The organism is Persicobacter psychrovividus (assembly GCF_036492425.1).
In the GTDB taxonomy this organism is placed as follows: Bacteria; Bacteroidota; Bacteroidia; order Cytophagales; family Cyclobacteriaceae; genus Persicobacter; species Persicobacter psychrovividus.
Genome location: NZ_AP025292.1, coordinates 976,052 through 997,320 on the forward strand (window position 1 = coordinate 976,052; position 21,269 = coordinate 997,320).

Below are 21,269 nucleotides of genomic sequence, written 5' to 3' on the forward strand. Positions count from 1 at the left end.
CTTTCCATCGGATTGACTATTCATTGAAATTACACCCGCCCACAGTGGGGTGGAAGCAGATTTATGGCAAAAAAAATATTTATACACCTCGGCTTGTTCATCATCACCCTGATCACCACCACCCTTGCTGGTGCCGAGTGGATGTTTGGGAAATCGTGGTTCTTTGGGGAACAAACGCTCACCTTCCCAGACTTTCTTGCGGGCCTTCACTACTCCCTGCCTTTTTTGGGGATTTTGACCGTCCATGAGTTTGGACATTATTTTACGGCTAAAAAGCATAAGATTGACACCACACTGCCTTACTACATTCCGCAGTGGTTTATGTCAATTTCCCCAAGCCTCGGGACTTTTGGCGCACTGATAAGAATTAAAAGCTATATCGGTTCAAGAAAAAAATATTTCGATGTCGGCCTCTCAGGCCCACTTGCGGGCTTTATCGTTTGTGTGGGCGTGCTGATTTACGGATTTACCCATATTCCATCGATCGACTACCTTTACAGTATTCATCCAGAGTATCTAAAATATGGGCAAGATTATGCCCAGCACGTCTATCAGGCGGGGGACGGTGGGTTCTCTCTGGGTTCAAATTTGTTGATGAAAGGACTCGCCTGGCTGTTTGTTGCCGACCCATCGACGATCCCCAACGCCCACGAACTGATGCATTATCCCTTTCTGTTTGCCGGCTACCTGTCGTTGTTTTTTACCGCACTTAACTTATTGCCCATCGGTCAGCTTGATGGCGGGCATATCCTGTATGGCCTGATTGGTGATAAGGCTCACCGAATCTTTTCAAAATGGTTATTTTTACTGTTGTTGTTTTTAGGGGGCATTGGTATGGTAAGCCCACAAATGCCCACAGAAGATATTTTGATTTACAGCCCATTGTACCTGTTCTTTCTGTATATGTGTTTTTATAAAATGACCGAGAACAGGCTTGAGCGGGTTTATTATGCCACCATTATTTTTGCGTTGCAGTTTGGCTGTAAACTGATTTTTCCATCATTTGAGGGCTTTTCCGTATGGCTGGCTTTCATGTTCATGCTTGGCAGATTTTTGGGCATCTATCACCCAAATACTTATGATCAGCAGCCATTGGGAAGAAAACGGGTGATATTGGGTTGGCTGGCGATGCTGATTTTTATCCTCAGCTTCACCCCACAAGTATTTATTATGAATTAATATTGATGGGTACGGAGTAAGACCAGTGTGCAGGCTTCCTGCGCTTCAATGCCCGCTTCCTCGAGCTGTTCAATAAAGGCAGGATTGTATGTGCCAGGATTGAAGATCACCCGCTTTGGATGAAGGCTCAGAATATAATCAATATAACTGCCCTGATTTTCCGGAGAGAGGTAAAGCGTTACGGTGTCTATATCTTCGTAATGTTTTTTTTCTGATAAGGAAAGAATCTCATGCCCTTCAATATTTCCCGAACGAATGCCCAGTGGAATGACTGGGTGGCGGAACTCTGAAAGCATTTTGGTGGCTTTATAGCTATATCGGGCGTCGTTTGGTGATGCCCCTATGATGATCGTTTTTTTCATTTTTTTCAGTATTAATTATGTGAAAAATATTGTAATTAGGATATTGTTTTGAATATAACCTTATCATTTTTTATCGACCTACTTCATTAACCAATTTATACCTTGTTGTCTTTAACCCGACGGATATTTTTCACTTTCTTTTTCGCCTATGGGCTGTTATCGTATTGCTGTGCGCAAAAATTGGTAAAAACCTATTATGATGATGCCCACACGCAATTGATGGAAACCTATGAGGTGAGTAGCGATGATCCTGAAATTATGGAAGGTCGGTACACGATGTATTTCAAAAGTGGGAATAAAAGTGCCGAAGGGAATTATTTTCAGGACGAACCCGTGGGCTTCTGGCGCTATTACCATGAGAATGGGCAGGTGAAAATGCAGGGGGAGATTGTTAATCGGGTGAATGCAGGCAAGTGGCAATATTTTCACGATAACGGTCAGCCGAAAATGCAGGGGGAGCTGATGAACAATAAAAGAGTAGGGGAGTGGCTGTTTTTCGACCGACAAGGGAAATTGCAGGCTTCGGGAGTGTTTAAGGGAAGCCGCCGGACTGGCTGGTGGAAGTTCTATTTTCCCAATGGCAAACTCAAGTCGGAAATCAATTTCAGCAAAGCCGAAGGTGAGTTTATTGATTATTATCCGAGTGGCAACATTAAGGGAGAAGGTTCGCAGTGGCAAGGCAAACGACAGGGCGAATGGCGATTGTATCACGACAACGGTAAAGTGGCTGGCGAGGGGCTTTTTTCTGCTGATCTTCAGCATGGCGAATGGCGGCTATATAATGAGGACGGTTACCTGAAGGCCAGTGGGCAATATGATGATGGTGAACGCAGTGGTTCCTGGAAAACATTTTATACTAACAAGCAAAAATCCGCAGAAGGAAATTATTATAAGGGAAAGCGCGAAGGGCAATGGCAATTTTTCGATCCCAACGGAAAGCCTGCTGGTGTAGTGAATTATGCCAACGACCAAGGGACTTTTACAGGAAGGGACGCTCAGGGGCATATCCATACCCAGGGGCAAGTTAAGGGAGGCTATTTTGTGGGCGACTGGCTTTATTTTAAACCTGACGGGCAGGTAAAAGGGCAATGTCATTATAAAGAAGGAGTTGGAGAATACACGGAGGTTTATCCGAATGGTAACCTCAAAGTCAAAGGGAGCCTCGTCAATGGGGTGAAAAGTGGGGTTTGGGTGATGTATGCCGAAGATGCCTCAGTGATTGGCTATCATCAGGCGTCTGCCAACGAACCTTTGCAACAGGCACTGACCGTGGAGGAATTCACCAATGCCCAGCCGCAGCAAACTGCCGCACCTGCCCGGGTGAGCCACAAACCGGATTACCGATACAAGAAAAAAAGTTCCCGCTACTTTTTGCCACGGCTGAATGAGTTCCGGGGTTTTATCGTCAGCATTGCCCCCATTAATACTTTTGCAGGAGAACTTCCCCTGAGTATGGAGTATTATATTCAGGAGCGACATGGTATTGAAATGAGTGTCAGTTTACTTCGAGAACCATTTTTCAGTACGCATAGCCAACTGCCAAGAGGAACACTCTTTGATCTGGGCTATGCAATTAGCCTTCGGCAGAAGTTTTATCAGCGGAATAAACCATACGGTATGCTGTATTTTGGGCATGAGATTCGGTACTGTGAGAATTTGCATGCGGTGGAGGTACTGGATGATGCCGGTGCCCCACTGGAACTTCAGGTACAGGAACGGAAAGTGCAATATGCCCTCTTATTGGGCGACCGCCTGATCGTCAGTCCGCAATCCACAAGAAAAAATCACCGGCCTTCTGTGCGATTTACATTGGATTGGTACATTGGCGTCGCTGCGGGCCCGCGGTTTATTTGGCGCAATTACGATGCTCAGAGCGATTATGAAGACTATTTTTCGACAATAACCACAGATTACTTTCCTGTGGACTTCCGCTTCGGTCTGAGCTTTGGTTTGGTGTTTTAATAGGATAGGATTATTTTAACATTTATTGACTTATAGTTCATTAACCTACTACTGAATCACCACTAATCTAATTGTCTGCACGATGAAAAAATTCATTATAGTTGGAATGCTGTTGTTGGCCGTTGTCATTGTTACTCCCTCGTTTATTGCTGAACGGGATTATGCCCCCGTTGACCCTCACCTGATTCTTGGGCAGTCTATCCATTTTTTGGGGAGCACACAAGGGAAGGCCTATATCGTGATCGGCTACAGGGATGAATATGATTCGGAGGTGGACAAGCAATGGAAAGATCAGGATTATGTGGTTTTTCTTTATACCACTGAGCTTGGCGAATTTAAAACAAGCACCATTCACCGCAATGCGGTAGTCAAAAAATAATTAAGTCGTATTTCTGACAAAAGAATTGTTTTTCATATCAAAAGCATGTTTCAGATGGTTAATCTCTCGGAGGACCTTAACTATGATAAAAAAACTGTTGTTATGCTTTTGTTTTATTGGACTGATTTGCGCACCTACTTTTGCTCAAACCGACCAACCCATTACCATTAATGGACTAATTCTCGACGCAGAAACCTTGAGCCCCTTGGGTAATACCAACTTACTTGACATTCAGGAGAATAAGCGCTACGGGAAATCAGCCCAGGACGACGGCCGTTTTGTCATCAGTGCCATGCCGAACGATACAATTCACTTCTCAAGGGTAGGCTTTAAATCTTCTTATGTTGTGGTGCCACAGCAAGTGGTGGGTAATGAGTATGCCGTGATTCAGATGCTTGAACCCGACACAACGATGCTGGCCAATGTAACGATCCTTGATTACCCGACACTCGAAGATAATATTGATAATGCCATGGCGTTGGGAAGTGTAGATTCGGTGTCAGTTCCGAACGTTACCATTGTAACGGTATACCACCAGGAGCGAAATGCCTATTTTGCACAGGTATATCAGCGATTCACCAAATACTGGATGCATCACAATTATAATATCCCTAAAAATCAGTGGATCAACCCCTGGGTGTGGCGACGATTCATCAAAAATGAGCAAAGCAATAAGTATGCTTACCTGGAAATGGAAGATATGTACAACGCTGGGCCAAATCGCGACAATATTGAAAACCAATATATCCCCCCATCACGATCAATACATTATGAAATGATCCTCGCTGATCTGGAAGAAAAGGAATAGGGAGATTTGGCGGTGAAATCGATTTGTGGAGGATTTCGCTTAAATGCGGTCCAGGTCAGGATGGATTTCGAACCTGTCCTGATCCAAGTGTGCAGGGAAACGATCCCTGACCCCCTGAAGTACTTCATAAGAAAGGGTGACTACCTCAACAGATTGCGCAGTGCCCTGATTATGGATACTGAAGCCCTTTGGGCCATAGGATTGTGATCCGCCCTGATAATTCAGCCCATTGCCATCTTGACCAATACGATTGACGCCAATGGTGTAGGCCTGATTTTCAATCGCTCGGGCAGGCAGGAGGGTGTTCCAAACATGGTGTCTGCTTTCTGGCCAGGAAGAAGGATAAATGAGGACGTCATAATCCATGCTGCCGCCAGGATGTGAGATATTTCTTGACCAGATAGGAAAGCGCAGATCGTAGCAGATCAATGGACATATACGCCACCCTTCAAGCTCTACAATCAGTTTTTCATCACCAGCATGAAATGCCAGATGTTCCTTTCCCATACGGAACAGGTGTCGCTTATCATAAAAAAGAAAAGAGCCGTCTGCTTTCATCCATATCAGGCGGTTATAATAAGCACCACCTTCTTTGATGATGTAACTTCCTGTCACCACACAATTGTGCTGTGTCGCCAAGAGTTTCATCCATCGGAATGTTTTGCCATTCATATGTTCGGCCACGGCCTGATTATGCGTAAAACCAGTGTTAAACATTTCTGGCAGGACAATCAAATCAGCTTCAAACGCTTGGGCGCTGATCAATTCCTCTAAATGAGCCAGGTTGGCATCAATGTCTTCCCAGTAGAGGTCAGCTTGTACAGTAGCGATTTTCAGATCCTTTTTCATGAACATTCAAAGAAGGGAGTAATATATTAAAGTGTGAAATAGGGATTTTTTTTTCAATCAAACGATGATCCACCTCATGATTGGTGGTTAAACAAAAAAAATCCCGATAAAAAGAGCATTATCGGGATTTTTTGAGCCTATTCAGGGCTTTAAAATAAACAGTATCCTTACTTAGGGAACTTCATACGGTAATCGTGTGGAGCAACGCCCTTGGCAATATTGGTCAGTTTTTTCTTTAACAAACGCTTCTTGAAAGGGGTGAGGTAGTCGGTGAAAAGGATGCCTTCTACGTGGTCATATTCATGCTGAACGATGCGCGCACGTAAGCCATCAAATTCCTCTTCATGTTCCTGCCAGTTTTCATCGCGGTAGCGAATGAGTACTTTTTCTGGGCGCATGACAGTTTCGCGAATGCCAGGAATACTCAGGCAGCCTTCTTCGAAACCCCATTCTTCACCGTATTCCTCGATGATTTCCGGGTTGATGAACACTTTTTTGAAGCCTTCGCATTTTGGGTCTTCCTCTGCCATCGGCGAACCGTCAATCACAAAAATTCTCAAATTTTCATTGACTTGTGGGCCTGCTAAGCCAACCCCTGAGGCTTTGTACATGGTTTCAAACATGTTGGCAACCAATGCCTGTACTTCCTCATTGTTTTCTTCAATATCTACGGCTAACTTTTTCAATACCGGCATGCCATAGGCGGTAATCGGTAAAATCATTTGTGTATGCTTTGTAAGATTGTAATTAATTTTCAATTCGTCGGTATCGGGCACTTTGGCCCTACTTTAGATTAACTCCAAAATACACCAAAGCGTTTGTTAATTTTTATTTCCTTCCCAACGGTTGCGGTGGCTATTTAACTAAGGTAATGCCTTCTTTATCGAGGGTGATTTTGCCTGCCTTATACAAGCCTCCAAGTACTTTTTTAAAGGTACGTTTGGACATCTGAAAAACCTCTTTAATTTCTTCCGCATTAGATTTGTCATGGTAAGGTAAAAAACCTCCAGCTTCTTCAAGCTTACCAATAATATCATCTGTAGAATTCACTACGGCCTCATAACCTTCCTGTTGCAGGGTCAGGTCAAGTTTTCCGTCCTCACGGATGGTCTTGATGAAACCTTCAACACGGTCGCCAGGGCGCACGAATTTAAATACCTGATTGTCAAAAAGCATTCCTTCATACTGCCCATCAACAACTACCGTATAGCCAAGTGGCGTTTTACGATAGATCATCATGTCAACTTTTTGTCCTTTTTCCAGCCCTTCGAGATCACGGTTGAAAAAAGATTTAATCTTTGAGGATGCGATGATGCGGTCGGATTTATGATCATGGATGATCTGAACGACATACTTGCGCCCTTTCTCCATGTTTTCATCCATTTCACTCTTAGGAACCAAAAGGTCTTTATCAAGACCCCAGTCTAAAAATGCACCAAATTTGGTGAGATCCACACACATTAGTGTAGCCATTTCCCCTACTTCAGCCTTCGGGGTTTGTGTGGTGGCGGTCAGACGATCCTTAAAATCTCGATAAATGAATACCGAGAGCTCTTGTCCGATTTCCATATCGGATTTGACAAATTTGTTTGGCAAAAGGATATCCCCCTGATCAGAATCAAGGATTAATCCAAATGGAATTTGTCGTAAGATCTTAAGCGTATTTGTTGCTCCGATTTTTAACATTCTACAAAGATACGAAAAAACGTGGCATCCATTCGTTCCGATACTAATAATTATCAGATATATTCCCCAGCGGTTATTCTTCTTCGGAAGGCAGTTCGCCGTCGGTGAAATCCACCGTTATGCTGAATACGCCCTGTTTTACATTAAAAGAGTGGTTGCATTCTCCAGTACCGAAATTGATCTGTCGGGTGTGGCCCTGGTATCGTAAAATCTTTTCGCCTTGCGAAGGCATCAGGAAGTTTTGTGTCAGGCAGTTGTAAGAATGGAGTAGGGCGTTGTTTTCCATAACCTCGACCTGATAGTCTTCTCCCTTTGCCGTAACCCCCGTGCTTTCTCCCCAGGTTTTGCGCTCAAGTCCAATATAGGTATCGTCCGCGACGTTGGAAGTCTGCGTAAATTCACCGTTTCTTTGGGTACTGAGGCTGCCGTTGGTCATGACAATATTCTCCTGCTGAAGGCGGTAAATCTTGGCATCAATGGTGTCTGATTCAGAAATGTTCTCCAAATACTGGGTGCCAAAGAAGTTGTAATCATTGACACGGTAATTATCAAAATCGATCCTCAGCTTGGCACCGCGTTTGTGTGGGAATGCTTTGGGGGAGTCAATGCCACCACTGTACGTGATGATGATTTTCCCACTGTGGTTGAGTTCCCGAATCAGGCAGTCCTCATTAAAATCAAGGGTCAGCTTGTTTAAGTTGGGGTCCCAGATGGAGGTGTAACAATGCGGATTCTCCTCGTCCTCTTTGGTGTCCAAAGCCACAATGGCTTCATCGGTGATACTCATGGCATCGTACAGCAAAATATCTAACTGAAGGTCTTCGGCAATACTGCCGTCAGAGAATAAATCGGCAGCTGATTCCAACTTGTCAATGGGTGAGCATGAGCTTATACAGAGGCAAATACAGAGCAGCAGGCTAAAAAAACAGGGATAAAAAGTGGAGGCTGATTTCATGTCAAAATAATTTTCAGTGGGGTAAAATGGGAAATTAAAAATCTGTTTTCGGGCGATCGCTGGCAGGTTCGGCGCTGTTGTCCTGTTCCTGGTCGTCTGCGGAAAGCCCTTTTGGAGCCAAAGGGGAAAGTCGTATTTTGAGTGTTTTCGTATTATCTTTTCTGCGTTTTTTAAATGGGTTGAAAGAGCGCAACAGGTCCTCGAAGGAGTTGAAGGTCGCCGTGTGCAATAAGGAGACCCCCGTAGTGGTGGTGTTGGCTTGGTTCAGGGAAGCATCGAGGTTGGAATAATTATTTCGGGTGTACATTTTTACCCGATATTTCCCTGAGGGTGTCAGTAGATATTCCACCGACCAGTCACCAGCGATAGAGGCAAAATCTACCTTCGATTGCTCATTGGTGAAACCGCCGTCGCGAGAAACCCGCAAGCGCCCATCGAGGAAGGTATAGCCCAGCCGTAGCTGGAAGGTATTGACCGCATCGGCATCCATTTGCCCCAGATCCAGGGCTATGGAGAGGTTGTCGTCCACCTGATTAATCCAGTAACTCAGCTGGTTGGAGACAAACTCACTCAGACTGTTACCCACCGTATTGGAGGTGTTGAAGGAGTTGGCAGGGGCCAGCGATCCGAGGACGATGAGTGAGAACACCTGACGTTTCATTTCCTGCTCATTAACATGAATGTTGTTTTTGAAACCATTCACATAAGTGTCAAGGCTGATATTTGACCCGTTGCTTGCCGTAAAGGTGCTCGGGTATTTATCCAGGTTAATATCGAAGCTAAGCTCGGGCTTCATCATCGGGCCATTGAGTTTCAGCAACACTTTGGCAGGGTAACGACGACGAATTTCTGGACTTTCCGCATAAGTGGTGTCCACAATGGCCGTCAGGTTGGTGAGCTGGTCATATTCAGCATCGATATGCAATTGCGCCTGATAGGGGTCGCCATTCCAGCTGATGGTACTCTCGGGCTTAATGATAAATTCTTTGTTGATAATATTGGACAAGGTGAAATTATAGGACCCCTGCGTAAAGGAAAGGTCACCGAATACACTCATGTCGCCCTGTCGGTTGATCTTCAGCTCGAGGTTTCCATTTCCTCGGCCCTGAATAATATCTCCCGCCTGCAAATCAAAAATCAACTGCCCAAAGGCATCGGGCGTTACCTTAAATTTAAAGTCATAGTTTACACCTTTAACCTGTACCTTTTTCACTTCCTGCTGAAAAACATTTTTCAGGAAATCAAACTCGTTCTTTCGGGCCTTAAAGGTGATGTAATCCTGATTACCGACTTCCTCTGAACTGGACTCCAGCGGGATATTGAACTTGGTGTTTTTGCGCGTCTCCATATTGGCCGAAATATTAAAATTGTCGATCGGGCCAAAGAAGCGCATATTCCCCGAAGCGTATGCTTTACCGTAATACAGGCTGTTGTCTTTTGCAGTGGTGTTCAGCACCATCAGGTTATTGAAATTGGCATTGATGTTAAAGTCAAAATTTCGCAAGCCATGGTGCGTGATCTCGCCTGTCACATTACCAAAATTCCCCTCGGTATCTCTTACCGACAAGCCCTGAAATACAAATTTGTCGGGCTGAATCAGGATGGCGCCATTGGCACGGTAGCGGGTCTGTAGATAATCGACTTTTACCGTAGCGGTATCAATCATCATTTTTCCGTTAATCACTGGTTTGCTCAAATTGCCTGTTACATCGACAAAGCCCGAAGTGGTACCATTGAAATCAGAGGCATAATCCTTCAAAAATGGCTCTGCCACGGCGATGGGCAGGTCTTTGATTTTAAGCGCCAAATCGAGGGTCTGCTTCTTTCGATAAGGGTAATAGGCTCCTTCGAGGGTCAGGAATTGCTGACGCTTTCGGCTTCCGCGGAAGGTAATGTCAAGCTTTGATTCGTCGTTATCCCAAATAGCCTGCCCTTTCATTCGGCCCAGGGGCAAATCGTTGAAGCTGAAATTATCGATGAAAAGGCGATTCTGGATCAGTGGGACGGTGTAGAAATTTTTCATCGTCAGGGAACCGTTGAAAATACCATCGACTTCGGTGTCAATAAAATTTTCAAGGTGGTTGAGCTCGAAATCCTCTACAATCAACTGAAACTCCTTGTTGGGCTGCTCAGAAATCCCTCCTTTTATGGCCAGTTTCTGACGGCTACTCTGAAGAACCACATGACTGAAATCGATATTCTTGCCATTGAGCGTAATGGTGTTTTTTGGATCGAGCTGCCAGTCGTCGCCAAAAATATGGAGCTCTGGCGCTTTGGTGCTCATAATGGTTTGCCCATCCAGAAAGTCGAGGTGACCAATGAGGTCCACTTTGTTTTTTGTTTTATTTTGTTTGATCTGAAAAAGGTAGTCCATCTTACGGTCAAACCAGTTCAGCTCGGTTACCAGGTTGTTGGTATTCAGTGTTTTGAAAAAGGTCTGATGATCGGAGGTCATGGTAATGACTGCCTCAGGATCAGGCTCATTGATCACTTTCGATGTTTTCACGGAAAGCGAGGTGTTGGAGAGCGCATTCCCCTGCCAGTTCAGGCTGTCAAGATAGGTGTCCATGGTCAGGTTATACGAATAACCGATCAGCATTTTTCCATGAATATTCGCCCCCGAGGTCATGTAGAAATTCGGGTAAAATAACCGCATGATGGGGTTGAAATCAAAGAAACGAACATCAAAATTAATGTAGGACGGGTCGCTGTAATCTACCGCAGGCTGTTGGCTGTAATATCGCTTGAGCTGTTGAGGGTCATTTTTTATGGCCATCATATATTCCTTGCTCATTTTTGGAATGCTCGCCCATAGAATGGAAGGCTTAAAGGTGCCATCAATACGCAACTGCCCGAAATCAGAGTACAGGTCCAGGGCCCTGAAATTGTCGGAGTCTTTGGTCGAGGTAAATTTGAGGTGGTTGAAATCCAGCGTGTCGCCATCATAACTGATGGAGAAGTTCTTCGCCTGTGCCGTACCGAGCAGGTCATCCATTTTCAGTCCCTGAAAATCAAGGTTCAGGTTGCCTTTCATACTGGCCGAAACGCCCTTGACAATATTCATGGTGTGAAGGTCGGCAAAAGGGATTTCAGCATTGATCTTCAGGTATGGATTTTTATTCCCCAGATTAATGGCTCCGTTAATCGTCGACTGAAAAGAAGAGTCATTGACCACCATATCGCCGATGAATATCTCACGGGAAAATCGGGCTTTGGTATCAATATTATGGTAATCATAACCATAAATACCCACATGTTCGGCTTTGGCTTTCAGGTTGAAATCCGCCGTAGAGACGGTCAGTCCTGTGCCTTCAATATCTCCTTCAAGGGTTACATTTTGAATGTACTTGGGGTTGTCAATCACCCGCCCGAGGTTAAAATCTTTGGTAATCAGATGCCCTTTATAATAGGGTTTGCCTCCTTCGGGAATTTTGAAGTTAATATCTGAAATGATCGAGCCCACGGGCGCGTCAAATTTTCCGTTGGCTACAAAATCCAGCGGGAAGCCTGTAAATCGACCATTGAATTTCACATCGTCCAACTCTTTCAGTGTACGGTTGGGGCTGTTGCCAATATAGGGGTACAGGTCCTCGATATTAATGCGTGACCGCTTGAAGTTGGCATCAATGAAAGTATCAAAAAACTGGGGGAGCCCACTGAAGCTGATCCGTCCGTGGAGGTGGGAATTGCTGCCAAATTCAAGGTCGAGATTTCGAATGTCGAAATTGGAAATGGGACCCTTCCAATGTCCTTTGAAGTGATAGGAATCCAGATAACCCCGCATAAAAGGGAGTACCTGCGCAAGGTCCCTGGAGGTCAGGTAGGATTGCTTGACCTCGGCATCGATACTGATTTTCCGCATGAAGTCGGAATAGTCCTGCCAGCCATTGTAATAAAAGTTGAGGTCGCCCTTCAGTCGGCTCTCACCAACATACAGGCTGGTTTTGTCGAGTTTGAGTGCATGGCGACAGATCATAAAATCCGACCGCATATCCAGAATAGGCATATCACTGGTAACCTCGTGGCCCTGCATGCTTTCGATTTTCATGGCAATGGTGTCCTGATCAATTCTGAAATCAGTAACTTCCCCAAAAATATCTTTTACGGTAAAGTTGTGGTTGTCAAAGCCAAAATCAACGGAATCGATTTGCGGATTCTGCATCCTGAAAACAGAATTCTCCACCGTAATTTTTCCGATTTTCAGGTGGATATGGGTGCTGTCGTTGGGGTCGGGAGGGCCAGCGAGTCCATTGAGGCCATCGACCCATTGGTTGAGGCCAAACCGACCGTCGGATTGGGCGATGAGCTGGACATCGGCACCACGGATGTTGGCTTCGTTGAAATCGAGCCCACCATTGATCACCATATTCCAGAAGCCAAAATTGGCGTGCAACTGCTTCACATAAATGACAGGATTTTGGAGGGAGTCGAGGATTTTTACATCATGAAGTACGGCCTCATCCACCCAGCTGAACTCCACCCTCCCAACACTCATTGGGGCGTGGATTTTTCCGCCGATTTTCCCGAGGTAATAGTCGGTCAGTTGGGTCTGGAAGAAGGGCAAACGAAGCAGGCTAACCGCGATGATCCACAAAAAAATGCATACGGTAACCGCCCAAAGGAAAACTTTGAGTGCTCGGCGCGCGATACTTTTTTTGGGAGCAGGTAACTGTTCAGTATTTGTTTCTTCCATGAATAAGCAGTGTTGCACAAAAATAGGCTAAAAAATGTGGATTTTTGCCCTTCAAAGATAATTTTAACACGCTTTATCAACTTTGTGCTGTTATGAATTCGGCAATACATTGATTATCTTTGCAAACTGTCCAAGAAAATGGCGTTGAACGCCGAGAGAAGAAGAGTTTTATTTTCCCCCAGGGAATCCAAATACATATAAATGGAACATATCACCATTTTAGCCATAGAGTCATCTTGTGATGAAACCTCCGCATCTATCGTACGCGATGGGGTGGTACTGAATAATGTTGTGGCCACGCAAAAAGTACATGAAGAATATGGCGGAGTAGTGCCCGAGCTGGCCTCAAGGGCGCATCAGCAGAATATTATCCCTGTTGTGGAGCAGGCGTTCCGTGAAACGGGAATTGCCAAAGAGGAACTGACGGCGATCGGTTTTACCCGTGGGCCAGGTTTGCTCGGCGCCTTGCTGGTGGGTACGGCCTATGCGAAGTCGATGGCTTTGGCGCTGGATATTCCACTGATAGAGGTGAACCATATGGAGGCACATATTTTGGCGCACTTTATCGATGAGCCACGCCCGCCCTTTCCATTTCTGTGCTTGACCGTGAGTGGTGGGCACACCCAGATTGTTTTGGTGAAAGACCACCTGACCATGGAAGTGGTTGGGAAAACTCAGGATGATGCCGTCGGGGAAGCCTTCGACAAGTCGGCCAAGCTGTTGGGCTTGCCCTATCCTGGTGGGCCGATGATCGACAAGTATGCGCAATTGGGGGACCCGCACAAGTTCGAGTTTCCTGTTTCTGAAATGGAAGGTTACAATTATTCCTTCAGTGGAATAAAAACGGCAATTTTGTATTTCTTGCAGCGTGAAAAACGTAAAGATGAACAGTTCATTGAGAAGAATTTAAATGACATTTGTGCAAGTATTCAGTTTACTTTCATTAAAATGCTGATGCAAAAACTCAAGCGGGCAAGCCGAGAATTGAAAGTTCCCCATATTGCTATTGCAGGAGGGGTTTCTGCCAACAAAGGGCTGCGTCAGGCATTGGAAGAGGAAGCGAAAAAAAGCCGCTGGACGGTTTATTTCCCCGATTTCGAATATTGTACTGATAATGCTGGTATGATTGCCATTGCGGCGCATTACAAATATGAGGCGGGAGAGTTTTGCGAACAGTCCGTTTCTCCTGATCCGAGAATGAGTATTTAATATTCGTTTATTTTATTGGCTGCGGATAAATGGCGTGTAAAGGATGATCTTATTGAGGTTGATCGGCTTTCTTTTTAGTAAGGTGCTGATCATCAGTTTTATCCGATAGATTTCATTTGGCTGTGGGCAAGACTAAAGACTATTATTTGATATGCGTTTACCATTAGTAATTTGGGGACGAAAATATTAACCATTGATTTTTTTATGGCGAAGCAAAAGAATAAAAAAGATAGATTCAGTAACAATATCAATATCAAAAACCGCAAGGCGAGGTATGAATATGAGGTGATCGATAAACTTTCGGCAGGGATTGTGCTGAAAGGCTCAGAGATCAAATCGATTCGTGAGGGGCAGGTAACCCTCGGCGATGCCTTCTGTGTTTTTCAAAAAGGGGAGTTGTTTGTTCGACATATGCACATCAGCCCCTATTCACACGGGAACAGTGAAAACCATCAGGATACCCGCGAACGGAAACTGTTGCTGAATAAAACAGAACTGCAAAGATGGGAGCAGAAAATGGACGAGAAAGGGCTGACGATCGTTCCGTTGCGCTTGTACTTGACTGGCAAAGGGCTGGCCAAAGTGGAGGTTGCACTGGCGAGAGGTAAGAAGCTTTTCGACAAACGTTCGACCATTAAAGACAAAGACGTGAAGCGCGATTTGGAGCGTGTAAAATATTGATGAAAAGGTGGGGGAATCCTCACCTTTTTTTTACCTCCAATTTTAGTCAGTAGCTGATCGTAATGCCTTGTGCCTACGCAATGAGCGTTGATGGTCTCAGTGGCCACAGGGCTTTTATCAGCATCATGTCATCAACTACTATTTCATTCATTTAATCAAACTAATCAACAGCATGAATTACGGACAATGCCAATTACCAATTGTTCCAGTAAGAGCCACCGCCAGCGATGCCGCAGAGCAAGTTACCCAGTTGCTTTTCGGAGAGGGCTACCGCGTGATGGATACCGCCAAAGAAGGCAAATGGATACAGATCCAGTCGTTGCAGGATCAATATGTAGGGTGGATTGACCATCGCCAGCATTTTGCCACCGAGCAGCAACCACAGGCGGGGGAATATATTCTTTTTGAACCTATGGTTCGCCTCGAAGAAGCCTTTATAATGGCAGGGGCAACTTTTTCTGAACCAAAGCCCGAACATGCCTCTTTAATTAAGGTAAAAGATAAAAGATGGGATGCTGACCTGATTGCTGGCTGGGCTTACCGCTTGTTGGGTTGTCCATATCAGTGGGGAGGCAAAACCATGGCAGGCATTGATTGTTCTGGCCTTACGCAGCTCGCTTATGCGATAGGGGGCTATGCCATTCCGAGAGATGCCAGTGAGCAGGTGAAGCTTGGTAGCGGGGTGGCATTTATCGACCGAAAAGCTGGGGATCTTGCTTTTTTCAGCAATGAACAAGGGAAGATCAACCATGTGGGGCTGGTTACCCAGGAAGGAGAGATTATCCATGCCTCGGGCAAGGTGCGTGTCGATAGCCTGACGGTTGCGGGGATATATTGTGTGGAGGAAGACCGATTGACGCATCAACTTGCGGAGGTGCGCAGATTGATAAATTAATTTATGAAGCAATATCAAAAGAAACAGTGGCTAATAGGAGTGAGTGCCCTTTCCATCGGGGTGAACTTACTGCTGTTTGCTGTCAAGTATTATGTCGGTACTGCCGATAACTCCATTGCACTGATTGCCGACGCCTGGCATACACTTTCAGATTCCCTGTCGTCCCTGATATTGATGCTCTGCCTGCAGCTGGCCACCAAGCCTGCCGACGGGGACCATCCTTTTGGACATGGACGAGCGGAAATTCTTGCCAGTCTGACCATCGGAGGGATGTTGCTGGCCGTGGGGGTGTTGCTGGGTTTTGAAGGCTTTGAAGCCCTCTACCATCAATCGCACCCTAATTATTCCGAATGGGCAATTTATGTCACCATTGCCTCGATTGTGGTGAAAGAGCTGGTGGCACAAATCAGCTTTTATGTGGCGAAGAAGTACAATTCTTCTGCACTGAAAGCAGACGGCTGGCATCACCGTTCCGATGCCCTGACCTCGCTGGTGGTCCTGATCGGGATTTGGCTCGGTCAATATTTCAGCTGGCTCGATGGTGTGCTCGGTATTGGGGTAGGAATCGTGATTCTGTTTTCCGCCATAGAAATTTTGAAAGAGAACATCAATCACTTTTTGGGGCAGGATGTCCGCCCTGAACTGGTAGAGAAGGCTTCCAATATCTGCGATAATATTGCAGGGACTTCGGTGGATGTTCATCACGTGCATGTGCATGACTATGGGGAACATAAGGAGATGACCCTTCACGCTCGTCTGCCTAAGCACTTATCGTTGATTGAGGCGCATGATATGGTAACAGAAATGGAGCGTGCACTGGCCAACAAGCTCGATGTGGAGGTAACGATTCATATGGAACCTTACCTTACCGCTCCTGACTAATGCCCGCTGCGGTACTTCAAAAGTGCTGCAAAAGAATTTAAAAATTCGTAGGATGGCGCTATGGGGCTGTTGCATAACCATAAATTGATTTTGTCCCACGAAATTTTATTTGTCACTGTATGGGCTGACCTGCGTGTCTGCCCGAATCATCATAAATTTTGTGTGGTTTGGATACACACATAGGTGCATCCGCAATGTCATTAAGTTAAGCGCATTATCCTGTATAGACGTTATTTTTAACGTCTAATTCAATGGTGATTTTATAGGTTTCCTCTTAGATTTATTCAAATTGTTACGTGAGTCGTTAAGAATAACGCCTCTACGAGCATTTCAAATTTAGACCTGTGTCCCTCAAAATCCTTAACTTAATGACATTGGGTGCATCCGTACAGCTCACGAAATAAAATTTTGCACTAAATGCAGAGAGCTGAGTTGTGCGACACCCCCACGAATAGCAATTCCCTCAAATAACGATCATCTGTGGGCCATAAAATAATCATGTGGTATTTAAATACCTCTTATAGCATGTTCCCTGCGGATACTGAAAGAGGCTGTCGCTTAACTTCATTCAGCAGCTTGTTTTCCAACAGCATTGGAAGGCAGGAAGCCGGAAAGGAGTGAGGCGGAAGCCTCTTTTTTTTGTTTATATGCTGAAAGTACCATTGCTGAATTCATCACTCCAAGAATAGCTGAAAATCCAAAATTTCAGGAAATGGCTGTTTTAAGCTTTTAAACGCCGTTTTGGTGTCGTAGTTTGAAGTCAAATAAATAAGTTTAACGGTTTGGATATATGCGACAAAAAATGAAATCAGTAAAGTATAGTGCAAAAAAAAGCATCTTTAAAATAAAGATGCTTAAAGTGGGGGGAGCAGGATTCGAACCTGCGAAGTCGAAGACAACGGATTTACAGTCCGTCCCATTTGGCCGCTCTGGAATCCCCCCAGAACTACACTATAATAGTGTGATCAATAAAATTATACAAAACCGATTGTTTTGTAAATGAGCCAAGGAGGAGAATTGAACTCCCGACCTCTTCCTTACCAAGGAAGCGCTCTACCCCTGAGCTACCTCGGCTTAATCTTGAGCGGGCGACTGGGTTCGAACCTGCGACCTACAGCTTGGAAGGCTGTCGCTCTACCAACTGAGCTACGCCCGCTTATATGCGATTAAGCAATGTGGGGGGAGCAGGATTCGAACCTGCGAAGTCGAAGACAACGGATTTACAGTCCGTCCCATTTGGCCGCTCTGGAATCCCCCCAGAACTACACTATAATAGTGTGATCAATAAAATTGTACAAAACCGATTGTTTTGTAAATGAGCCAAGGAGGAGAATTGAACTCCCGACCTCTTCCTTACCAAGGAAGCGCTCTACCCCTGAGCTACCTCGGCTTAATCTTGAGCGGGCGACTGGGTTCGAACCTGCGACCTACAGCTTGGAAGGCTGTCGCTCTACCAACTGAGCTACGCCCGCTTATATGCGATTAAGCAATGTGGGGGGAGCAGGATTCGAACCTGCGAAGTCGAAGACAACGGATTTACAGTCCGTCCCATTTGGCCGCTCTGGAATCCCCCCAGAATTTGCACTACAAAAGTGCGATCAATATTTTAAAATTACAAACCTGTTGTTTGTAAAAAAGAGCGGGCGACTGGGTTCGAACCTGCGACCTACAGCTTGGAAGGCTGTCGCTCTACCAACTGAGCTACGCCCGCTTAAATGTGATTAAGCACATTGTGGGGGGAGCAGGATTCGAACCTGCGAAGTCGAAGACAACGGATTTACAGTCCGTCCCATTTGGCCGCTCTGGAATCCCCCCAGAACTACACTATTAATAGTGTGATCAATAATTTGAATTACAAACCTGTTGTTTGTAGAAAAGAGCGGGCGACTGGGTTCGAACCTGCGACCTACAGCTTGGAAGGCTGTCGCTCTACCAACTGAGCTACGCCCGCTTAAATGTGATTAAGCACATTGTGGGGGGAGCAGGATTCGAACCTGCGAAGTCGAAGACAACGGATTTACAGTCCGTCCCATTTGGCCGCTCTGGAATCCCCCCAGAACTACACTATAAAAGTGCGATCAATAATTTGAATTACAAACCTGTTGTTTGTAGAAAAGAGCGGGCGACTGGGTTCGAACCTGCGACCTACAGCTTGGAAGGCTGTCGCTCTACCAACTGAGCTACGCCCGCTTAAATGTGATTAAGCACATTGTGGGGGGAGCAGGATTCGAACCTGCGAAGTCGAAGACAACGGATTTACAGTCCGTCCCATTTGGCCGCTCTGGAATCCCCCCAGAACTACACTATAATAGTGCGATCAATAATTTGAATTACAAACCTGTTGTTTGTAGAAAAGAGCGGGCGACTGGGTTCGAACCTGCGACCTACAGCTTGGAAGGCTGTCGCTCTACCAACTGAGCTACGCCCGCTTAATGCGATAAAGCATATTGTGGGGGGAGCAGGATTCGAACCTGCGAAGTCGAAGACAACGGATTTACAGTCCGTCCCATTTGGCCGCTCTGGAATCCCCCCAGATGCATTATAATGAACAATCACTTTTCAAAAACTGATTCCCTAAAAAGCGCTTGTGGCGCACAAAGGTAGAACAATTTTTTATTTTTGAAAGCCGATTGCTTCAAAATTTTTCCTTTGAAATCTTGCGCTGTTGTTGCGTTCGTTTCCTTAAGGGATTGCAAAAGTGGTGTCTTTTTTTGAAAAGTCAAACTGTATGGAAGAAAAAAAATGGGGCTGCGGAAAGGTGCAGGGCTAAGTGGTTGAATTTTAGGGGAAATTTCAGTGAATTTTTTTTCAACTTTTTTTCCTTTAGTTTTGGCATAGGGCATGCCTGAAATGGGGCCTCTGTGCTGGTTTTTTGTTTTTGCTTTAGCATTGAAGATGTTAAGGTGTTTAATTATAGTGGTTTAGTGTTTTGAGTAATTTTTCTGATCAGTTTTCTGAAAAAATCCGCTTTCACGAGGTGAAAAAAGCCGAGTGGCAGCGTAAATTTTATTTTTTGGTAGTCATTAGGCTGCTTATAGGCTTGGGAATGGCTTATTCCCTTTATCATATTTTATATTTTAAAGCGGTTTATCCCGCTTTGTATTTCTTCTTTGGCGGCCTGGCGGTATTCCTGACGATGGTCAATTTATCAATTCGGGTAAAAAGAAAGCTGCTTTATCACCGCAAGGGTGTGGCTTTTTTTGAGAATGAGGTCGGCATGCAGGCACATGAATTAAATCAGTTGTTTGCCGATGGAGAAGGCAAGGAGTTGGCCGATTTCGCAGTGGACCTTGATTTGCTGGGTGCAGGCGGGATTTTTCAGCGACTGAACCACAGCGTTACTCCCAATGGAGAAGAAACCTTGCTGAAGTGGATGCGCTGTGAGGCGGTGGATCAGGAGCAGGTGGAAGCGCGGCAGCGGCTGGTTAAGAAAATCAGTGAGCAAGCCGACTGGATGACTGCCTTTCTGGTGGAAGGACTTTCCGAGGATTTGCATGAGGCAGGTGCGATTTCCATGAAAATGCCCGAAAAATCACGGAAGTGGTCGTCGCTGTGGCAGTGGGTTACTTACCTGTTACCTGTGTTGGGGGTGTTGGCCGTGGGGCAATATTATATTTATGATTCTAAAATGATCGGCTGGGCAGCGGTGATTTTGTCGTGGGGAGCAACGAGCTATTTTGGTAAAGACCTGAAAGCGCACTTTGAATTGATTTCGCAGAAGGTGGCTTTGTTTTACCGCTATGGCCGCATGATGGATCTGGTGGAAAAGCTGGAGGCTGACGGTCTGCTAAAAGCGCATAAAGCAAGTTTGAAAAGCGCTTCGGAAGCCGTAGGTGCATTGCGTTCGGTAGCCTCTCTGGCCAATCAGCGGCAAAATGCTTTGGCATATATCATTGTCAATTCCTTGTTTGGGCTTGACTTGCAGTGGTACAGCAGGCTGATGAAATGGGAGCAGAAATATGGCGCTCAGTTTGACGCCCAATTACAATTATTAGGTGAGCTGGATGCGCTGGTTACCCTCGGCTGGTGGCAATATACCCACCCTCATTATACCGTCCCGACTTTTGGTCAGCGGGTGGATATCAGTGCTTTGGGGCATCCGTTGATTCCGCAATCGAAATGCGTAACCAACGACTGGGGACTTTCTGAAGAAAATCGACTGATATTAATTACAGGCTCAAATATGGCGGGGAAAAGTACCTTTTTGCGTGCCCTCGGGGTAGGGATGGTGCTTTCGCAGATGGGAGCGGTAGTCTATGCAAAGCGTTGGAATATGCCTATTTTGCAGTTGCTGAGCAGCCTCCGACATTCTGATTCCCTGCAGGAACAAACCTCTTATTTTTATGCGGAATTGCTCAAGTTGCAGAAGGTGATGAGGCTGGCGGAGCAGCGCCCGTCATTGATTTTGCTGGATGAAATTCTGCGTGGAACAAATAACGATGATAAGTTTGAGGGCTCGGCAAGGATTATTGAAAAGCTCCGTCGACATGAGGGGCTGACCTTGTTGGCCACGCACGATACGGCGCTATGCCTTCAGTATCATGGGCTGAAAGATATTGTGCATTACTGTTTTGAAAGCCAGATAAAAGGCGGGGAACTGACCTTCGATTATAAAATAAGATCAGGGCAGGCTAAAAATAAAAATGCTACTTTCCTGATGGAGCAAATGGGTATTGTTTAAACATTGCAGGTGCAAGGATTGCCTTGCACCTGCCATTTTTTTCGGCCA

Annotated in this window: 15 protein-coding genes and 15 tRNA genes; 9 read left to right on the forward strand and 21 right to left on the reverse strand. The window is 45.4% G+C overall.

Annotated elements, in window-relative coordinates; genetic code table 11:
* The first annotated feature begins 63 nt into the window (after positions 1-63).
* A complete protein-coding gene (locus tag AABK40_RS04435; protein WP_332922590.1) occupies positions 64-1,179 on the forward strand; it encodes a site-2 protease family protein in 1,116 nt (371 codons plus the stop codon).
* Here the strand turns inward: AABK40_RS04435 and AABK40_RS04440 are convergent.
* The gene (locus AABK40_RS04440) at positions 1,176-1,541 is read right to left on the reverse strand and encodes a CoA-binding protein (RefSeq protein ID WP_332922589.1); all 366 of its coding nucleotides are present in this window, start codon (positions 1,539-1,541) and stop codon (positions 1,176-1,178) included. The two genes, AABK40_RS04435 and AABK40_RS04440, sit on opposite strands and share 4 nt — an antisense overlap.
* Before the next feature lie 102 nt (positions 1,542-1,643).
* On the opposite strand from AABK40_RS04440, the gene AABK40_RS04445 reads away from it, so the two are divergent.
* From AABK40_RS04445 to AABK40_RS04455, 3 genes are all read left to right on the forward strand, one after another.
* Complete coding sequence (locus AABK40_RS04445; protein WP_338397739.1) at positions 1,644-3,503, forward strand: toxin-antitoxin system YwqK family antitoxin; 1,860 nt, start codon at positions 1,644-1,646, stop codon at positions 3,501-3,503.
* Positions 3,504-3,585: 82 nt separating this feature from the next.
* A complete protein-coding gene (locus AABK40_RS04450; protein WP_332922587.1) occupies positions 3,586-3,882 on the forward strand; it encodes a hypothetical protein in 297 nt (98 codons plus the stop codon).
* 82 nt (positions 3,883-3,964) lie between these two features.
* The gene (locus tag AABK40_RS04455; RefSeq protein WP_338397740.1) at positions 3,965-4,690 is read left to right on the forward strand and encodes a hypothetical protein; all 726 of its coding nucleotides are present in this window, start codon (positions 3,965-3,967) and stop codon (positions 4,688-4,690) included.
* Between the two features lie 39 nt (positions 4,691-4,729).
* On the opposite strand, the gene AABK40_RS04460 is transcribed toward AABK40_RS04455, so the two are convergent.
* The 5 genes from AABK40_RS04460 to AABK40_RS04480 form a co-directional block, all read right to left on the reverse strand.
* Positions 4,730-5,539 carry an amidohydrolase gene (locus tag AABK40_RS04460; protein ID WP_338397741.1) on the reverse strand — a complete coding sequence of 270 codons (810 nt, stop codon included), beginning with the start codon at positions 5,537-5,539 and terminating at the stop codon, positions 4,730-4,732.
* A 167-nt stretch (positions 5,540-5,706) separates the two neighbouring features.
* Complete coding sequence (def, locus tag AABK40_RS04465; protein ID WP_338397742.1) at positions 5,707-6,261, reverse strand: peptide deformylase; 555 nt, start codon at positions 6,259-6,261, stop codon at positions 5,707-5,709.
* A 133-nt stretch (positions 6,262-6,394) separates the two neighbouring features.
* Entirely contained in the window at positions 6,395-7,225 is an 831-nt protein-coding gene (locus AABK40_RS04470) for a CvfB family protein (protein ID WP_332922583.1), read from the reverse strand.
* 73 nt (positions 7,226-7,298) lie between these two features.
* On the reverse strand, positions 7,299-8,090 hold the full coding sequence (locus tag AABK40_RS04475) for a hypothetical protein (RefSeq protein WP_338397743.1): 792 nt from the start codon (positions 8,088-8,090) through the stop codon (positions 7,299-7,301).
* 124 nt (positions 8,091-8,214) lie between these two features.
* On the reverse strand, positions 8,215-12,873 hold the full coding sequence (locus AABK40_RS04480) for a translocation/assembly module TamB domain-containing protein (RefSeq protein WP_338397744.1): 4,659 nt from the start codon (positions 12,871-12,873) through the stop codon (positions 8,215-8,217).
* Between the two features lie 201 nt (positions 12,874-13,074).
* On the opposite strand from AABK40_RS04480, the gene tsaD reads away from it, so the two are divergent.
* From tsaD to AABK40_RS04500, 4 genes are all read left to right on the forward strand, one after another.
* A complete protein-coding gene (gene tsaD / locus AABK40_RS04485; protein WP_332922580.1) occupies positions 13,075-14,082 on the forward strand; it encodes a tRNA (adenosine(37)-N6)-threonylcarbamoyltransferase complex transferase subunit TsaD in 1,008 nt (335 codons plus the stop codon).
* A gap of 204 nt (positions 14,083-14,286) precedes the next feature.
* Complete coding sequence (smpB, locus tag AABK40_RS04490; protein WP_332922579.1) at positions 14,287-14,763, forward strand: SsrA-binding protein; 477 nt, start codon at positions 14,287-14,289, stop codon at positions 14,761-14,763.
* A gap of 172 nt (positions 14,764-14,935) precedes the next feature.
* Positions 14,936-15,658, forward strand: coding sequence for a C40 family peptidase (locus tag AABK40_RS04495; protein WP_338397745.1), 723 nt, complete (start codon positions 14,936-14,938; stop codon positions 15,656-15,658).
* A gap of 3 nt (positions 15,659-15,661) precedes the next feature.
* Positions 15,662-16,540, forward strand: coding sequence for a cation diffusion facilitator family transporter (locus tag AABK40_RS04500; protein ID WP_332922577.1), 879 nt, complete (start codon positions 15,662-15,664; stop codon positions 16,538-16,540).
* A gap of 860 nt (positions 16,541-17,400) precedes the next feature.
* Here the strand turns inward: AABK40_RS04500 and AABK40_RS04505 are convergent.
* The 15 genes from AABK40_RS04505 to AABK40_RS04575 all read right to left on the reverse strand — a co-directional run bounded on the left by AABK40_RS04505 (position 17,401) and on the right by AABK40_RS04575 (position 19,072).
* A tRNA-Tyr gene (locus tag AABK40_RS04505) sits at positions 17,401-17,482 on the reverse strand.
* Between the two features lie 60 nt (positions 17,483-17,542).
* Positions 17,543-17,614: transfer RNA gene (locus AABK40_RS04510), tRNA-Thr, on the reverse strand.
* 9 nt (positions 17,615-17,623) lie between these two features.
* Positions 17,624-17,696: transfer RNA gene (locus AABK40_RS04515), tRNA-Gly, on the reverse strand.
* A gap of 20 nt (positions 17,697-17,716) precedes the next feature.
* Positions 17,717-17,798, reverse strand: a tRNA-Tyr gene (locus AABK40_RS04520).
* A gap of 60 nt (positions 17,799-17,858) precedes the next feature.
* Positions 17,859-17,930 (reverse strand) — tRNA-Thr (locus AABK40_RS04525).
* 9 nt (positions 17,931-17,939) lie between these two features.
* Positions 17,940-18,012: transfer RNA gene (locus AABK40_RS04530), tRNA-Gly, on the reverse strand.
* Positions 18,013-18,032: 20 nt separating this feature from the next.
* Positions 18,033-18,114: transfer RNA gene (locus tag AABK40_RS04535), tRNA-Tyr, on the reverse strand.
* 64 nt (positions 18,115-18,178) lie between these two features.
* A tRNA-Gly gene (locus tag AABK40_RS04540) sits at positions 18,179-18,251 on the reverse strand.
* A gap of 22 nt (positions 18,252-18,273) precedes the next feature.
* Positions 18,274-18,355 (reverse strand) — tRNA-Tyr (locus AABK40_RS04545).
* A gap of 63 nt (positions 18,356-18,418) precedes the next feature.
* A tRNA-Gly gene (locus AABK40_RS04550) sits at positions 18,419-18,491 on the reverse strand.
* A 22-nt stretch (positions 18,492-18,513) separates the two neighbouring features.
* Positions 18,514-18,595, reverse strand: a tRNA-Tyr gene (locus AABK40_RS04555).
* Positions 18,596-18,657: 62 nt separating this feature from the next.
* A tRNA-Gly gene (locus AABK40_RS04560) sits at positions 18,658-18,730 on the reverse strand.
* A 22-nt stretch (positions 18,731-18,752) separates the two neighbouring features.
* Positions 18,753-18,834 (reverse strand) — tRNA-Tyr (locus AABK40_RS04565).
* 62 nt (positions 18,835-18,896) lie between these two features.
* Positions 18,897-18,969, reverse strand: a tRNA-Gly gene (locus tag AABK40_RS04570).
* Positions 18,970-18,990: 21 nt separating this feature from the next.
* Positions 18,991-19,072: transfer RNA gene (locus tag AABK40_RS04575), tRNA-Tyr, on the reverse strand.
* Positions 19,073-19,469: 397 nt separating this feature from the next.
* Here AABK40_RS04575 and AABK40_RS04580 point away from each other — a divergent pair.
* Positions 19,470-21,221, forward strand: coding sequence for a MutS-related protein (locus AABK40_RS04580; protein WP_338397746.1), 1,752 nt, complete (start codon positions 19,470-19,472; stop codon positions 21,219-21,221).
* Positions 21,222-21,269: the final 48 nt, after the last annotated feature.

Coding starts and splice junctions, on each gene's coding strand:
- AABK40_RS04435 (WP_332922590.1), top strand. CDS start 64: ATGGCAAAAAAAATATTTATACACCTCGGCTTGTTCATCATCACCCTG.
- AABK40_RS04440 (WP_332922589.1), bottom strand. CDS start 1,541: ATGAAAAAAACGATCATCATAGGGGCATCACCAAACGACGCCCGATAT.
- AABK40_RS04450 (WP_332922587.1), top strand. CDS start 3,586: ATGAAAAAATTCATTATAGTTGGAATGCTGTTGTTGGCCGTTGTCATT.
- AABK40_RS04455 (WP_338397740.1), top strand. CDS start 3,965: ATGATAAAAAAACTGTTGTTATGCTTTTGTTTTATTGGACTGATTTGC.
- AABK40_RS04460 (WP_338397741.1), bottom strand. CDS start 5,539: ATGAAAAAGGATCTGAAAATCGCTACTGTACAAGCTGACCTCTACTGG.
- def (WP_338397742.1), bottom strand. CDS start 6,261: ATGATTTTACCGATTACCGCCTATGGCATGCCGGTATTGAAAAAGTTA.
- AABK40_RS04470 (WP_332922583.1), bottom strand. CDS start 7,225: ATGTTAAAAATCGGAGCAACAAATACGCTTAAGATCTTACGACAAATT.
- AABK40_RS04480 (WP_338397744.1), bottom strand. CDS start 12,873: ATGGAAGAAACAAATACTGAACAGTTACCTGCTCCCAAAAAAAGTATC.
- tsaD (WP_332922580.1), top strand. CDS start 13,075: ATGGAACATATCACCATTTTAGCCATAGAGTCATCTTGTGATGAAACC.
- smpB (WP_332922579.1), top strand. CDS start 14,287: ATGGCGAAGCAAAAGAATAAAAAAGATAGATTCAGTAACAATATCAAT.
- AABK40_RS04495 (WP_338397745.1), top strand. CDS start 14,936: ATGAATTACGGACAATGCCAATTACCAATTGTTCCAGTAAGAGCCACC.
- AABK40_RS04500 (WP_332922577.1), top strand. CDS start 15,662: ATGAAGCAATATCAAAAGAAACAGTGGCTAATAGGAGTGAGTGCCCTT.